The organism is Kineococcus mangrovi, assembly GCF_041320705.1.
In the GTDB taxonomy this organism is placed as follows: domain Bacteria; phylum Actinomycetota; class Actinomycetes; order Actinomycetales; family Kineococcaceae; genus Kineococcus; species Kineococcus mangrovi.
The window spans coordinates 58,645-72,657 of the sequence record NZ_JBGGTQ010000007.1 but is presented as its reverse complement, the minus strand read 5'-3'; the positions used below and the strand labels follow the sequence as shown (position 1 = coordinate 72,657).

The following is a 14,013-nucleotide window of genomic DNA, read 5'->3' as shown; positions in this document are numbered from 1 at the left end:
ACGCTTCCTGGAGGGCGCCCCACATGCAGGACCTGAGGCTCGTCGGGGTCCACGACGACGGAGAGCACGTCGTGCTCGTCGGCACCGACGGCAGCCGCTACCGGCTGCGGGTGGACGAGGCGCTGCGCGCCGCCGTGCGCCGCGACCGGGCCCGGCTCGGTCAGCTGCAGATCCAGATGGAGGCGCAGCTGCGTCCTCGCGACATCCAGGCGCGCATCCGCGCCGGCGAGACGGCCGAGGAGGTCGCCGCGGTCGGTGGTCTGACCCTCGAGCACGTCCGCCGGTACGAGGGGCCGGTGCTCGCCGAGCGCGCCCACGTCGCGGGGCTGGCCCGTCGCACCCCGTACGGCCGCTCGGGTGTGGCCGGCACCCTCGACGACGTCGTGGTCGCCCGCCTCTCGGCGCGCGCGGTGGACCCCGAGGGCGCGCGCTGGGACGCCTGGCGCAGCGAGGACGACGGCTGGGTGGTGCAGTGCGAGTTCGTCGCCGGTGGTCGGGGCCGGGTGGCGCGCTGGGGCTTCGACCCCGCCGCCCGGGTGTTGTCCGCGCACGACGACGAGGCCCGCTGGCTCTCGGAGGAGGAACCGGCCGAGCCCGGTCCGCTGCCCGCCCGGCGCCTGGTGTCGGTGGCCGGTGACGGCCCCCGCCCCGCGTCGGCGACCGGGTCCGAGCGCGTCTACGACGTCGAGGCCGACGGGGGCGTGCGGGCGAGCGCGGGTCCGGGCCAGGACACCACCCACGACCTCCTGGACGCGCTGGACTCCGCCCGCGGGGTGCGCCCGGAGCAGGGCCCGGCCCCGCAGCCGGCGCCGTCGGCCCCCGCGGCCGACGCCCCGGCCGCGGCCGCGCCGCGCGTGGACGCCCTGACCGCCGACCCGCCCCCCGCCCACCCCGCGGAGTCCTCCCCCGAGGACGTCGTGGACCGGACCGTGCTGCCCGCGCCGGCGGGCGGGACCACCGGGGAGAGCCCGGAGGAGACCGACGAGCAGAACGACGGGCAGACCGACGGGCCGACCGACGGGCCGACCGACGGGCCGACCGACGAGGAGAGCGCCGGGCAGCCGGCGGAGGAGACCTCGACGAGCGTCGGGGGGCCCTCGGGGCAGGCTCTGGCCGCGGGACCCCGCGAGGACGACCCGGCGCAGGTGCCCGCGCCCTCGGAGGACACCCCACCGGGGACGGCGGACACGGCCACGCCGGACCCGCAGGCCGGCCTGCGCCGCCGCAACCGGTCCGCGCGCCGCGGGTCCGCCGCGGCCAAGCGGCCGAGCGTGCCGAGCTGGGACGACATCATGTTCGGGACGAAGAAGGACTGACGGGCACCGGGACGCGGACCCGGCGCTCCGACGAGGGGTGGCCCGACGAAGGCGGCGGGCCGCTCCCCCGGGTCCACGGACGTCACCGCCCGGCCGGGAGGGACGTCGGGCTGCTCGCCCTCAGCAGGGCACGGTGAACAGGGGCACGAGGCGTTCGGCGTCCGAGAGGGCCCCGTGCTGGCCGACGAGGCGCAGCGTCTCGGGACGCGCGGTGGCCGAGTTCACGACGGCGAGCTCGTCGCGCATGACGGCCAGGACGTCGCCGATGCGGGCGGCGACGCGGTCCTCGACGGGCCCGAACCACCCGGCCGCGACGGCCTCCGCACGCAGCAGCACCTCGGCGCCCGTCCCGAGCCGTTCCCGCCAGGTCTGCGCGACCTGCTGCGCCGCACCGGGTTCGGTGTAGAGCTGAACGGTCCGGGGTTCTCCCCCGACGTGCCGGACACCACGGAGCAGGTCGGGTTCGCGGGCCACGTCGAGGCGTTGCGGCGCGTGCACGTCGACCATGCCGTGGTCGGCGGTGACGACGAGCAGCGTGCCGCGCGGGAGCCGGCGGGCGAGGGTGCCCAGGGCCTCGTCGACGCGTTCGAGCTCGGCGGTCCACTCCCCCGAGTCCACGCCGGCGCCGTGCCCGGTGTGGTCCAGGCGCCCCCAGTACAGGTAGGTCAGCTGCCGCGGCGCCGAGCGGACCGCGGTGACCGCGGCGTCGACGCGCGCCTCGAGCCGTTCGGGGGTCCCGACGAACCGCCCGCCGCGCAGGGCGGCCTCGGTCAGGCCCGACCCGTCGAAGTGCGGCGGGGCCACGCGCGCGACGTCGACACCGGCCGCGGCGATGCGCTGGAACAGCGTCGTGCGCGGCTGCCAGCGCCGCGGGTCGACCGCGGGGTCCCACTGCAGCTCGTTGAGCAGGCGGTCCCGGTCGGGGTCGAGGACCTCGTAGCCGACGAGGCCGTGCCCCCCGGGGGGCAGCCCGGTGCCGAGCAGGCCCATGCTCGTCGCCGTCGTCGTGGGGAACCCGGCGGTCAGGACGCGGTGCAGCCCGTCGCCGCGCCAGCGCCGCATCGTGCCCGTGTGGCCCGAGCGCGCCGCGAGCAGCAGCTCGCCCATGCCGTCGACGAGGACGAGGCAGACCCGTTGCGCGGCGGGGAGGGCGACGTGCGGGGAGGGGGTGGGCAGGTCCGGGACGCCCAGGGCCCGTCCGACGGCGGGCAGGAGGTCGGCGAGGGTGTCCCGCCCGTACGCGGGTGCGGTCAGGGGCGCGGGGGCCATGGGGCGGTCAGCGACCGGCGACGGCCGACACGGCGCGCGCGAAGTCGAGCGCCGCGGTGACCGCGTCGGCCCCCTCCGCGGCGCTGGCGATCCGGACCGTGAGGTCGTCGCCCGTGAGCGAACCGGTGTAGCCGTGGTCGGCCTCGCAACCGGGGTCGGGGCAGGCGGCGGGTTCGAGGTCGACGCGGTGCAGGGCGCCCCAGCCGAGGGTGAGGCTGACCTCGACGGGGGTGGACCCCGGGCGGTGGTCCGCGGGCCGGGAGACGACCTGGGAGACGACGACGGAGTGCACCCGGGACAGGGCGACGGACTCGGTGGAGCAGACCGCGTAGGGCTCGCCGGAGGCCTCGTCCGGGCCGTGGTCGTCGGCGTGGGCCACGACGAGGCGGGCGGGGGTGGTGACCAGGACGGTGACGTGCCGGCGGACCTCGTCGGCGTCGAACGTCGTCTCGGGGTGCACGAGGTGGGCGTGGACGGGGTCACCGCCCAGGGCGGTGCGCAGGCAGTCGGCGACGAGCTCGGGGTAGTACCCGGCCCGGGCGAGGTCCTGCAGCAGGGCGACCGGCAGGTCGGAGCCGGCACGGGTGTCGGTGCGGTCGCGCATCCACCCATCATCCCGCACCGGCGGCGACCGCCGTGCTCAGGTGGGCAGCGTGCGGCGGTCGGGATCGGCGCGACCCTGCGGCGGCGCGACGCGGACGACGGCGTCGAGGCAGGTCAGCCCCTCCTCGGCGACGAGGACGGGGCTCAGGCGCAGCTCGGCGAGCTCGGGGAGGGCGTCGGCGAGGACGGCGACGCGGGCGATCACGTCCTCCAGGGCCGGCACGTCCAGGCGCGGGGACCCGCGGTGCCCGAACAGCTTGGGCGCGGCCTTGACCGAGCGGACGAGGTCGGCGACGTCGACGTCGGTCAGGGGCGGGATGCGGTGGGCGACGTCGCCCATGAGGTCCAGGGGGTCCCCCTCGACGCCGAAGGCGAGCACGGGCCCGAACAGCGGGTCCTCGGTGCTGCGGACGAGGCAGGGGACGCCGAGCGGGGCCATGGGCTGCACGGCCAGCGTCGTCACGGCCGCGCCGAAGACCTCCTGCATCTGCCCGACCGCCTCGCGCAGCGCCTCGGCGGTGGACAGCCCGAGCCGCACGCCGCGCAGGTCCTGCCGCCCCGACAGCTCCTCCCCGACCGTCTTCAGCGCGACGGGCCACCCGAAGCGCTCGGCGGCCCGGACGGCCTCCTCCGCTGCGCCCTGCCCGGCCCCGAACTCCGCGCGCGGCAGGAGCGGGACGCCGACGGCGGCGAGCAGCTCGACGCGCGCCCCGCGGTCCAGGTCGGCCCCGTCGGGGTGGGTGGCCAGCACCTGCTCGACGACGGCGCGCGCCCGGGTCAGGTCCACGCCGTCGGGGGCGACGGGGTGGCCGCGGTCCTTGCGGCGCCACTGCGCGTACCGCACCACCGAGGCCAGGGCGCGGACGGCGTCCTCCGGGGTGGGGAAGCTCGGCACGGACGGGCAGTCCTCGTCCGGGACCGGCGCCGCGCCGCCGGAGCCGACCCGGGCCGCCGAGACCGACCGGGTGCCCAGGAAGCACGTCACGCACGTCTTGCCGCCCTGCGCGGCGGTGCGGGCGACGGCCGTGGCGACGGCCGCGTCGACCGTGGCGGTGGGGGGCACCCAGCTGGCGACGACGGCGTCGACGTCGGGGTCGGCGAACGCGTCCCGCAGGGCCGCGGTGAACTCCTCGACGGGGGCCTCGGGGTGCACCGAGGTCGGCCCGTGGACGACCTGCAGCCCCCAGCTGACGCAGGCGTCGGCGGCGAGGGTCCCGAGGGCGTCGGAGTTGCCGACGATGGCGATGCGCGCCCCCTCGGGCAGCGGCTGCTCGACGGTCACCTGGGCGACGTCGAAGAGCTGGTGGACGTTCTCGACGCGGATGACCCCGGCCTGGCGCAGCATGCTGTCGACGACTTCGAACGGCACCTGCGAGCGCCGGACGGTGTGCCCGGGCGGCACGCCGAAGCCGGACGCGCCGGACTTGACGACGATGACGGGTTTGCGCCGGGCCAGCCGCCGGGCGACGCGGCTGAACTTGCGGGGGTTCCCCACGCTCTCCAGGTACAGCCCGACGGCGGCGGTGGCCTCGTCGTCGTGCCAGAACTGCATGAGGTCGTTGCCGGAGACGTCGGCGCGGTTGCCGGCGGAGACGAACGTGGAGATCCCCAGCCCGCGGCGGTGCGCGGAGCTGAGGACGGTGACGGCCAGGGCGCCGGACTGGCTGAACAACCCGAACCGCCCCGGCGGGGGGACCTCCTGGGCGAGGGAGGCGTTCAGGCGCACGTCGGCGGCGGTGTTCACGACGCCGAAGGAGTTCGGGCCGATGACGCGCATGCCGTTCGCGCGGGCGATGCGGACGAGTTCGCGCTGCAGTTCCACGCCGTGCGGGCCGGTCTCGGCGAAACCGCTGGAGACGACGACCAGACCGCGCACACCGGCTGCGGCGCAGTCGGTCACCGCGTCCAGGACGGTCGCGGGGGCGACGGCGACGAGGGCGAGGTCGACGGGTTCGCCGATCTCGGCGACGGTGGCGCGCAGGGGTACGCCGAGCAGTTCCTGGCCGGCCCCGGCGGCGTTCACGGCGTGCACGGTGCCGGCGAAGTCGCCGGCGAGCAGGTCGGCCAGCAGCCGGTGCCCGACGGTGCCCGGGGTGCGCCGGGCACCGACGACGACGACCGAGCGCGGGGTGAGCAGGGCCGTGAGGCTGCGCGCCTCGGCGCGTTGCTCGCGGGCCTGCATGACGTCCACGGAGCGTTCGGTGGGGTCGATGTCGAAGGAGACGTCCAGGACGCCGTCGGAGAAGCCCTGCCGGACCTCGAACCCGGCCTCGCGGAAGACGCCGATCATCTTCGCGTTCGTCGGCAGCACGTCGGCGGTGAACCGGCGGATGCCGCGTTCGCGGGCGGCGGCCGCGAGGTGCTCCAGCAGCACCGACCCGAGCCCGCGGCCCTGGTGGGCGTCGGAGATGTTGAAGGCGACCTCGGCCGAGCGGGGCCGCCCGAGGCGCACCGGGGCGGCGTCGAAGCGGGCGATGCCGACGATGTCGGGCCCCACCGTGGCCACGAGGGCGACCCGGTCGACGTGGTCGACCTGGGTGAAGCGGGCCAGGTCGCGCCGGGACAGCCGGGGCATGGGGGCGAAGAACCGGAAGTAGCGCGACTCGTCGGACTGGCGGTCGTGGAAGGCCGCGACGGCGTCGGCGTCGTCGGGCCGGATGGGCCGGACGTGGGCGGTGCCCCCGTCCCGCAGGGCCACGTCGGCCTCCCACCGGGTCGGGTAGCCCACGGGCGGCAGCGGCATGGTCCCGATCCTACGAGGATGGGCCCGTGGAGTACTCCGAGGTCCTGGCCGGGCGGCGCATGGTCCGCCGCTACGACGGCCGGCCCGTCGCCGAGGACGTGCTGGGCCGGGTCCTGGCCGCGGCGCTGCGGGCCCCGAGCGCGGGCAACAGCCAGGGCCGTGACCTGCTGGTGCTGCGCGCGGTGGCCGACCGCGAGCTCTTCTGGGGCACCGCGGCGGGCGGGCGGGCGCCGGACGCCTGGCTGACCGGCATGCGGACCGCGCCCGTCGTGGTGCTGCTGCTGGCCGACCCCGGGGCCTACGCCCGCCGCTACGCCGCCCCCGACAAGCCGGGCCCGGACCGCGACGCCGCCACCTGGGAGGTCGCCTGGCCCGACGTCGACACGGGCATGTCGGGGTTGCTGGTGCTGCTCGCGGCCGTCGACGAGGGGTTGGGGGCGTGCCTGTTCGGCGTGCCGTCGGCCGCGCACGGCGCGGTCCGCGCCGTCTTCGCGGTCCCGGCCGACCGGCGCGTCGTCGCCGCGCTCACGCTCGGGCACCCGGCGGCCGGGGAGGCGTCGCGGCCCTCGCGGCGGCACCGGCGGACGGTCGCGGACACCGTGCACGACGGCCGGTTCGGCGTGCCCTGGACCCGCTGAGGCGCCGCGGGGCGGCAGAATGCGCCCATGCCCAGCAGATCCGCACCTCCGCCGTCCGACGTCCCCGAGCGGATCGTCGACATCGACGTCGAGCAGGAGATGCAGGGCGCGTTCCTGGAGTACGCCTACTCGGTCATCTACTCCCGGGCCCTGCCCGATGCCCGCGACGGGCTCAAGCCGGTCCAGCGCCGCATCCTCTACATGATGCAGGACATGGGGTTGATCCCCACCCGGGCGCACGTGAAGTCCGCCCGCGTCGTCGGGGAGGTGATGGGCAAGCTCCACCCGCACGGCGACGTCGCGATCTACGACGCCCTGGTCCGGCAGGCCCAGGCCTTCACCATGCGGCTGCCGCTGGTGGACGGGCACGGGAACTTCGGGTCCCTGGACGCCGGCCCGGCCGCCCAGCGCTACACCGAGGCGCGGATGGCGCCCGCGGCGCTGCTCATGACGACGGGCCTGGACGAGGACGTCGTCGACTTCGTCGCGAACTACGACGACCGGCTGAAGGAACCGGGCGTGCTGCCCTCGGCGTTCCCGAACCTGCTCGTCAACGGCGCCAGCGGCATCGCGGTCGGCATGGCGACGAACATGCCGCCGCACAACCTCGTCGAGGTCGTCAACGCCGCGCGCCACCTCATCCGGCACCCCGAGGCCGACCTGCCCGCGCTCATGCGGTTCGTGCCCGGTCCGGACTTCCCCACCGGCGGGCGCGTCGTGGGTCTGGAGGGGATCCGCGACGCCTACGCCTCCGGCCGGGGGACGTTCCGCACCCGGGCCAGCGTGAAGGTCGAGAAGATCGGGCGCCGCCAGGGTCTCGTCGTCACCGAGCTGCCCTACGGCGTGGGCCCCGAACGGCTCGTCGAGAAGATCGCCGACAACGTCAAGAACAAGCGGTTGCAGGGCATCGCGGACGTCACCGACCTGTCCGACCGCCGCAACGGCATGCGCCTGGTCATCGAGGTCAAGAACGGTTTCAACCCCGACGCCGTCCTGGAGCAGCTGTACCGCCTGACGCCGATGGAGGAGACCTTCGGCATCAACAACGTCGCTCTCGTGCAGGGGCAGCCGCGGACGCTGGGGTTGAAGGAACTGCTCGAGGTCTTCGTGGGGCACCGCGTGGACGTCGTGCGCCGGCGCACGCAGTTCCGCCTCGGCAAGGCGCAGGACCGGCTGCACCTCGTCGACGGCCTGCTGCTGGCGATCCTGGACATCGACGAGGTCATCGCCATCGTGCGCTCCTCCGACGACGCGAACGCCGCCCTGGCCCGGCTGGTCGAGCGGTTCTCGCTGTCGGAGACGCAGGGCCGGTACATCCTCGACATGCAGCTGCGCCGGCTCACCCGGTTCTCGCGGCTCGAGCTCGAGCGCGAGCAGGCCGAGCTGCGGGCGACGATCGCCGAGCTGCAGTCGATCCTCGACGACGAGCAGAAGCTGCGCACGCTCGTCAGCGACGAGCTCGGGCAGGTGGCCGCCGACCACGGCACCCCGCGGCGCACCGTGCTGCTGACCTCCTCGGGTCCGGCGACGGGAGCCGCCGCCGCGGCGCAGCTGGAGATCGAGGACGACCCGTGCTGGGTGCTGCTGAGCTCGACGGGCCTGCTGGCGCGCACGAGCTCGGCCGAACCCCTCGGCACCGAGGGGCGGCGTGCCCGCCACGACCTCGTCCTGGCGGCGGCCCCGGCCACGGCGCGCGGTGACGTCGGCGTCCTGACGTCCGGTGGCCGGCTCGTCAAGGTGTCCGTGCTGGAACTGCCGACGCTGCCCCCGGTGGCCGGCCGGCCGAACCTGTCCGGGGGGACGAGCGTGAAGGAGTTCGTGACGCTCGGCAAGGGCGAACGGGCGCTGACGATCGTGCCGCTGCCGGTGGCGGGCGTGGAGGACCCCGACGACCCGGGGTTCGCGCTGGCCACGGCGTCGGGCGTCGTCAAGCGCGTCGTGCCCGAACCCCTCGGCAACAAGCCCGAGGTCGACGTCATCGCCCTGAAGGACCTCACCGCGCGGCACAAGGACGAGGTCGTGGCGGCCACCGCCCTGACCACCGGCCGGGAGGACCTCGTCCTGGTCACCACCGACGCGCAGCTGCTGCGCTTCTCCGCCGCGCTGGTGCGCCCGCAGGGGCGGGGCGCCGCCGGGGTGGCGGGGGTCAAGCTGACCCCCGGGGCGCGGGTGCTGTCGATGACGGCGGTCGAGGCCGACGCCCCCGACGCGGTCGTGGTGACCGTCGCCGGGGACGGGGCCGGCGGGGTCTCGCAGGTCGGCTCGGCCAAGGTCACCCCGCTGTCGGATTACCCCTCCAAGGGCCGGGCCACCGGCGGGGTCCGCTGCCACCGGTTCGCGCGCGGGGAGGACACCCTGCTGCTGGCGTGGGCGGGCCGGGGCCCGGCCGAGGCCGCGACGTCGACGGGCAGCGCCGTGGCGCTGCCCGGTCCCCAGGGCCGGCGCGACGGGTCGGGCACCGCGCTGGACAAGCCCGTCGCCGCCGTCAGCGGGCCCCCCGCCACGAGCTGACGCGCAGCGTCCTGGTCGACAGCCGGGGTCCGGAGGCGGTAGGTCTGCTGGGCATGGCCGACGCGACCCCGGACCCCCTGGACGACACGCGCCCGACACCCCCCGACGGCACGTACCTCGCGGGGGTGCGGGCGGCGATCGACCGGGCCGCCCGCACCGCCGAGCCCCTGCGCAGCGAGCACGCCGGGGCGGGCGAGGAGGTGCTGGCCGCCACCGAGGCCGTCGTGGAGGGGTTCGGGGACGACCTGATCGCGCTCAGCCGCGCGCTGCACGCCCACCCGGAGGAGGGTTTCGCCGAGCACGGCTCCGTGCGGGCCGTCGCGGACCTGCTGGCCCGGCACGGCGTCGAGGCGCAGGTGGGGGTCCACGGCCTCGACACGGCGCTGCGCGCGGACGTCAGCGCCGGTGAGGGCCCCACCGTGGCCGTGCTCGCCGAGTACGACGCGCTGCCCGGCATCGGGCACGGCTGCGGGCACAACGTCATCTGCGCCACCGCGGTCGGGGCGTTCCTGGGGCTCGTGCACGCCCTGCGTTCCGGCGCCGTCGGCGGCACGGTCGTGCTGCTGGGGACCCCGGCCGAGGAGGGCGGGGGCGGCAAGGAGTTCATGGCCCGCGACGGCGCGTTCGAGGGCGTCGACGCCGTCGTCATGCTGCACCCGTTCTCCTACGACGTGGCGATCCAGCCGTTCCTGGGCCGCCGGCAGGTGCGGGCGACGTACCGCGGGGTGGCCGCGCACGCCTCGGCCCAGCCGTTCATGGGCCGCAACGCCCTGGACGCCGTCGTCGCGGGCTACAGCGGCATCGCGATGCTGCGCCAGCACATCACGCCGTCCGACCGCGTCCACGGCATCGTCGTCGACGGCGGGCAGCGGCCCAACGTCGTGCCCGCGACGGCGAGCGCGGAGTACTACGTCCGCTCGGCCGAACCCGCCACGCTGGTCGACCTGTGCTCGCGCGTGGAGCTCGTCCTGCGCGCCGCGGCCGCCATGACCGGCACCGGCGTCGAGCTGGAGTGGGACCGGCAGCCGGCGTACCTGCCGATCCGGGCCAACCGGGAACTGGCGGCGCGCTGGACGGCGCACCAGCGGCGGCGCGGCCGGACGTCCCTGCCGCCGGGCGTGGTGCCCGAGACCCTGTCGGGGTCCACCGACCTGGGGAACGTCAGCGTGCGGGTCCCGGCGATCCACCCGATGCTCGCGATCTCCTCCCCCGGCACCTCGCTGCACACCGCCGAGTTCGCCGCGGCGGCCGGATCGGCGACGGGTGACCGCGGAGTTCTCGACGGCGCGGTCGGGCTGGCGCTCACCGCCCTGGACGTCCTGGCCGACCCCGCGCTGCTGGCCGCGGTGCGCGCGGAGTTCGAGGGGGCCGGCGGGGTGCTGGACGTCGAGGAGTTCCTGCGGTGAACCCCCCGCCACGGTCGCGCCGGTAGCGCCGTGGCGAAGGCGGCACGCAGAGCTCGCACCTCCTCCCGCACCGGCGCGAGCGCCGCTGCGACGTCGACCGACTGCCCGCCGGCGTCACCGATGGGTGCCTCGACGTGCTGGCGAGGACGTCCACGTGCAGGCCCTGCAGGACCTGCCGCGGGTGCCGTAGCTGACGAGCGAGGCGGGTCCGTCCCGCCACTCGTGGGATCAGCGCGGCGTCGAGGTGGCGACTGCCTTGACCGCGAACACGGCCAGGACGCTGCCCGCCACCACCCGTTGCACCTGCATCGCCCGCGGGCGCGCCTGCAACCAGCGGGAGACGCCGGCTGCGCCCAGCACGATGGCACCGTTGACGGTGATCGCGACGATGATCTGCACCGCCCCCAACTGCAGGAACTGCTGCCACGTCGGTCCCGCGCCGGCGGTGATGAACTGCGGGAGCAGCGCCGCGTACATCAGCGCGATCTTGGGATTGAGCAGGTTCGTCGTCAGCCCCATGAGGAACAACCGCCGCCCGGAGTGCGGGGCCAACGAGGCAGGGGCGAACGGCGACCCACCGCCAGGACGCAACATCCCCCAGGCCAGGTAGAGCAGGTAGCAGGCACCCGAAACTTTGATCACGTCGAAGGCCGCCGGCACCGCGGCGAACACCGCCGACAACCCCGATGAGGCCGCGCCCAGGTAGACCACGAAGCCCGCTGCGACACCCGTCAAGGAGATCAGCCCAGCCCGCCGGCCCTGCGCGATGGACCGCGAGGCCAGGTACACCATGTTCGGACCCGGGGTCAGGACCATGCCCAGAGCGATGACGACCACCCCGCCCGCAGCTGCCCACGACACCACGACGCGCTCCCCACCACTGTCGAATCACCCGGTCAACACCTGGGACCTGGCTGCCGGCCTGGCTACCCAGGGGGGCTGCCCGCAGTCTCGTGCAGAATCACCTTGACCGTCCATCGCACGGTGACGGGTAGAAGCGTGAAGCAGAACAGCACGGAGGACGGTCGTGGACGAGCTGGCGTGCCTGCGCGCACTGCAGGCGGTGCACGTCCACGGCACCGTCACCGCCGCGGCCGGCGTCCTGCACCTGAGCCCCTCCGCCGTCAGCCAACAGATCAAGCGTCTGGAACGGGCGAGCGGTCGCGTCTTGACCCTCGCCAGTGGCCGCCGCGTCGTGCTGACTCCTGCAGCCCATGCCCTGCTGGAGACCGCGCTGCCCCTGGTCGACCAGCTGGCTCGCGTCCTCACCGACTGCGACTCGGGTGAGGACGGACCTGACCGACGGGCCCAGGTCGTGGGGCACGTGCGCATCGCTGCGTTCGCCACCGCCCTGCGCGCACATGTCGTGACCGTCCTGGCCCACCTGCGCCAGGAGCACCCCGGCCTGACGTGGTCGCTGGTCGAGATGGACCCCGACCGAGCCCTGCCCGCCCTGACCGCCGGCGCTGTCGACATCGCTCTCGTGCACCACTGGCAAGGTCAACCCGCCCCAGTCCATCCCAGCCTCACCGTCACCGGCGCCCACCACGACCCCGCCGACGTCATCTGTCGCCGCGACGACCCGCTGGCGGACACCACCCCAGGTGCTGACGACGAGGATCCGGACGTCGACACCGTCAGCGTGGAGCAGTTGACGACACGCGGGTGGGTTTCCACCGGAACGGGAACGGTCTGCCACGACTGGCTGCTGCACATGTTCGCCCGGGGTGGCCGACGTCCCGACATCGTCGCCGAGGTCCCCGATTTCACCCTCCACTTGGAACTCGCCCGGCACGGTCTCGCGCTGGCTCTCGTCCCCCGGATGGGGCGACCACCCCTGCACGAAGAGCTGACCACCCTCGCCCTACCCGAGGCCCCCGCCCGCGTCGTCAGCGTCGCCCACCGGAGCAACCAGGACGACGACCCCGCCATCACCCTGCTCCGCAGAACCTTGCTCTCGGTCCTGCACTGACCACGAGCACCGGGGGTGGGCAGGACGTGCCACCCTCAGATCAGAAGACCCGGTTCCACCTGCTGCAGGAGTCGGCGCGGCACGCCGGCCACGCCGACGTCGCCCGGGAACTGCTCGACGGGGCCGCCGATCTCGCCCCCTGGCCTTCAGAGGTAGTTCCCCGCCAGCGGCGCCGGATGCCACCGGCCGTCGCGCACGACCTGCAGGACCGCCTCGGTGCCGAGGTCGTCGCCGTGGCCCAGGACGGTGCGGCGCACGATCTCGCGCAGGTCGGCCCCCGTCACCCCCGGCGGCAGGTGCGCGGCGACGGCGGCGCAGTCCACGGCCCCCGTCCCGAACGGCCCCAGGAGGCGGCGCAGGATCGCCTCGCACGCCGCGCGGTCCGGGGCGGCGAGGTGGACGACGGCGTCGAAGCGGGCCGAGCGGGTCGCGGCGGCGTCCAGGGCGGAGGGGTCGTTGGTGCTGGCCAGGGTGAGGACGTCGCGGTACTCCTCGGTGCCGTCCAGGACGGCGAGGAAGTCGGCCAGCGCCGTTCCCCGCGCCCCCGCCTTGCGGTCGCCGAGGTAGAGGTCGACGTCCTCGAGGACCACGACGCACGGACCGAGGTCGCTCGTCTCCCGGTACACCTGCCGCAGCACGCTGGACGCCGCGGCGGCGTCGACGATGATGACCGTGAACTCCCCCGCCAGTTCCCGGGCCACGACCCGGCTGAGGGCGCTCTTGCCGACCCCGGGCGGACCGGCCAGCAGCACGCCGCGGTTGGTCCCCAGGCCCATGCCGCGCAACAGGTCCGCCCGCGTCGTCAGCGCGGCGACGTTCGCGTCGACCTCCGTCCAGACGTGCGCCGGCAGCACGAGGTCCTCGCGGCCACCGGGCCCCAGCGCCGTCGGTTTCAGCTTCAGCGGCAGGTGCGCGTCGGCGTGCAGGACCCGCCCCCGGTAGAACCCCTTGTCCCGGCGGGCGGTCGCCAGCAGCGCGTCGGCCACGGTGCGCGCCGCGGCGTGGTCGCCGGGGCGCGAGAGCACCCGCAGGGAGGCCGGCTGGGGTTCGTACTCGTGCTCGGCCAGCTGCACGACGACGTCGGCGTCGGCGGCCGTGCCGGCGGGGAAGAACGCCGCCGCGGAGGTGGGGACCGAGACGTGCTCGTCGAGCAGGTCGATGCGCTGCCACGTGGGTGGTTCGTCGTCCTCGACCGGCCCCAGGACCGCCGCGTGCAGCTCGACGAGGTCGGCCAGCGCGGCGCCGACCGACACGGCCCGGGTGTTCGTCAGGTCGACGCGCTCGGACACGAGCGCGGTGTGCGGCACCCGCAGGTGGGTCTCGACGAAACCGTTCGCGGTCGTCGGGGACCGGTCGACACCGGACAGCACCTCGCCCAGGACCGTCAGGGCACGGCGCACGTCGGCGGGTTCGGTGGACAGCCGGCGGGCGAGAGCGGGAGCGAGGCCGTCGGGGGTCGGGTCGTGGTCGGGCACCGGACGACGCTACGTCCCGCGCGGCCCGCGGTGCCAGGGACCGGCCCCGGGGACCGGCGTGCGGGGTGTCGGCCCGCCCG

General features: G+C 75.5%; 10 protein-coding genes and 1 pseudogene. 6 read left to right on the top strand and 5 right to left on the bottom strand.

Features of this window, described 5'->3' with window-relative positions; genetic code table 11:
* The first annotated feature begins 23 nt into the window (after nucleotides 1-23).
* The gene (sepH, locus tag AB2L28_RS15310) at nucleotides 24-1,316 is read left to right on the top strand and encodes a septation protein SepH (RefSeq protein ID WP_370719845.1); all 1,293 of its coding nucleotides are present in this window, start codon (nucleotides 24-26) and stop codon (nucleotides 1,314-1,316) included.
* A gap of 120 nt (nucleotides 1,317-1,436) precedes the next feature.
* On the opposite strand, the gene AB2L28_RS15305 is transcribed toward sepH, so the two are convergent.
* From AB2L28_RS15305 to AB2L28_RS15295, 3 genes are read right to left on the bottom strand one after another with little or no spacing between them, the layout of a single operon-like run.
* Nucleotides 1,437-2,585, bottom strand: coding sequence for an alkaline phosphatase family protein (locus tag AB2L28_RS15305; protein ID WP_370719844.1), 1,149 nt, complete (start codon nucleotides 2,583-2,585; stop codon nucleotides 1,437-1,439).
* A gap of 7 nt (nucleotides 2,586-2,592) precedes the next feature.
* A complete protein-coding gene (locus tag AB2L28_RS15300) occupies nucleotides 2,593-3,189 on the bottom strand; it encodes a DUF5998 family protein (protein ID WP_370719843.1) in 597 nt (198 codons plus the stop codon).
* Between the two features lie 36 nt (nucleotides 3,190-3,225).
* Nucleotides 3,226-5,931 (bottom strand): bifunctional acetate--CoA ligase family protein/GNAT family N-acetyltransferase, encoded by a 2,706-nt coding sequence (locus AB2L28_RS15295; RefSeq protein ID WP_370719842.1) that lies wholly within the window; start codon nucleotides 5,929-5,931, stop codon nucleotides 3,226-3,228.
* A gap of 26 nt (nucleotides 5,932-5,957) precedes the next feature.
* Here AB2L28_RS15295 and AB2L28_RS15290 point away from each other — a divergent pair, with 26 nt between their 5' ends.
* From AB2L28_RS15290 to AB2L28_RS15280, 3 genes are read left to right on the top strand one after another with little or no spacing between them, the layout of a single operon-like run.
* Nucleotides 5,958-6,569, top strand: a complete 612-nt coding sequence (locus AB2L28_RS15290; protein ID WP_370719841.1) for a nitroreductase family protein — start codon at nucleotides 5,958-5,960, stop codon at nucleotides 6,567-6,569.
* A 27-nt stretch (nucleotides 6,570-6,596) separates the two neighbouring features.
* Complete coding sequence (locus tag AB2L28_RS15285; RefSeq protein WP_370719840.1) at nucleotides 6,597-9,080, top strand: DNA gyrase/topoisomerase IV subunit A; 2,484 nt, start codon at nucleotides 6,597-6,599, stop codon at nucleotides 9,078-9,080.
* 53 nt (nucleotides 9,081-9,133) lie between these two features.
* Nucleotides 9,134-10,486 (top strand): M20 family metallopeptidase, encoded by a 1,353-nt coding sequence (locus AB2L28_RS15280; RefSeq protein ID WP_370719839.1) that lies wholly within the window; start codon nucleotides 9,134-9,136, stop codon nucleotides 10,484-10,486.
* A 228-nt stretch (nucleotides 10,487-10,714) separates the two neighbouring features.
* Here the strand turns inward: AB2L28_RS15280 and AB2L28_RS15275 are convergent, their stop codons facing one another.
* On the bottom strand, nucleotides 10,715-11,350 hold the full coding sequence (locus tag AB2L28_RS15275; RefSeq protein ID WP_370719838.1) for a LysE family translocator: 636 nt from the start codon (nucleotides 11,348-11,350) through the stop codon (nucleotides 10,715-10,717).
* A gap of 163 nt (nucleotides 11,351-11,513) precedes the next feature.
* Here AB2L28_RS15275 and AB2L28_RS15270 point away from each other — a divergent pair, with 163 nt between their 5' ends.
* Nucleotides 11,514-12,458: a LysR family transcriptional regulator gene (locus AB2L28_RS15270; protein WP_370719837.1), complete on the top strand. Its 945-nt coding sequence runs from the start codon at nucleotides 11,514-11,516 to the stop codon at nucleotides 12,456-12,458.
* Nucleotides 12,459-12,484: 26 nt separating this feature from the next.
* Nucleotides 12,485-12,568, top strand: a pseudogene (locus tag AB2L28_RS15265) (mycothiol transferase); the annotation flags it as partial.
* Between the two features lie 36 nt (nucleotides 12,569-12,604).
* On the opposite strand, the gene AB2L28_RS15260 reads toward AB2L28_RS15265, so the two are convergent.
* The gene (locus AB2L28_RS15260) at nucleotides 12,605-13,933 is read right to left on the bottom strand and encodes an ATP-binding protein (protein ID WP_370719836.1); all 1,329 of its coding nucleotides are present in this window, start codon (nucleotides 13,931-13,933) and stop codon (nucleotides 12,605-12,607) included.
* Between the last annotated feature and the right edge of the window lie 80 nt (nucleotides 13,934-14,013).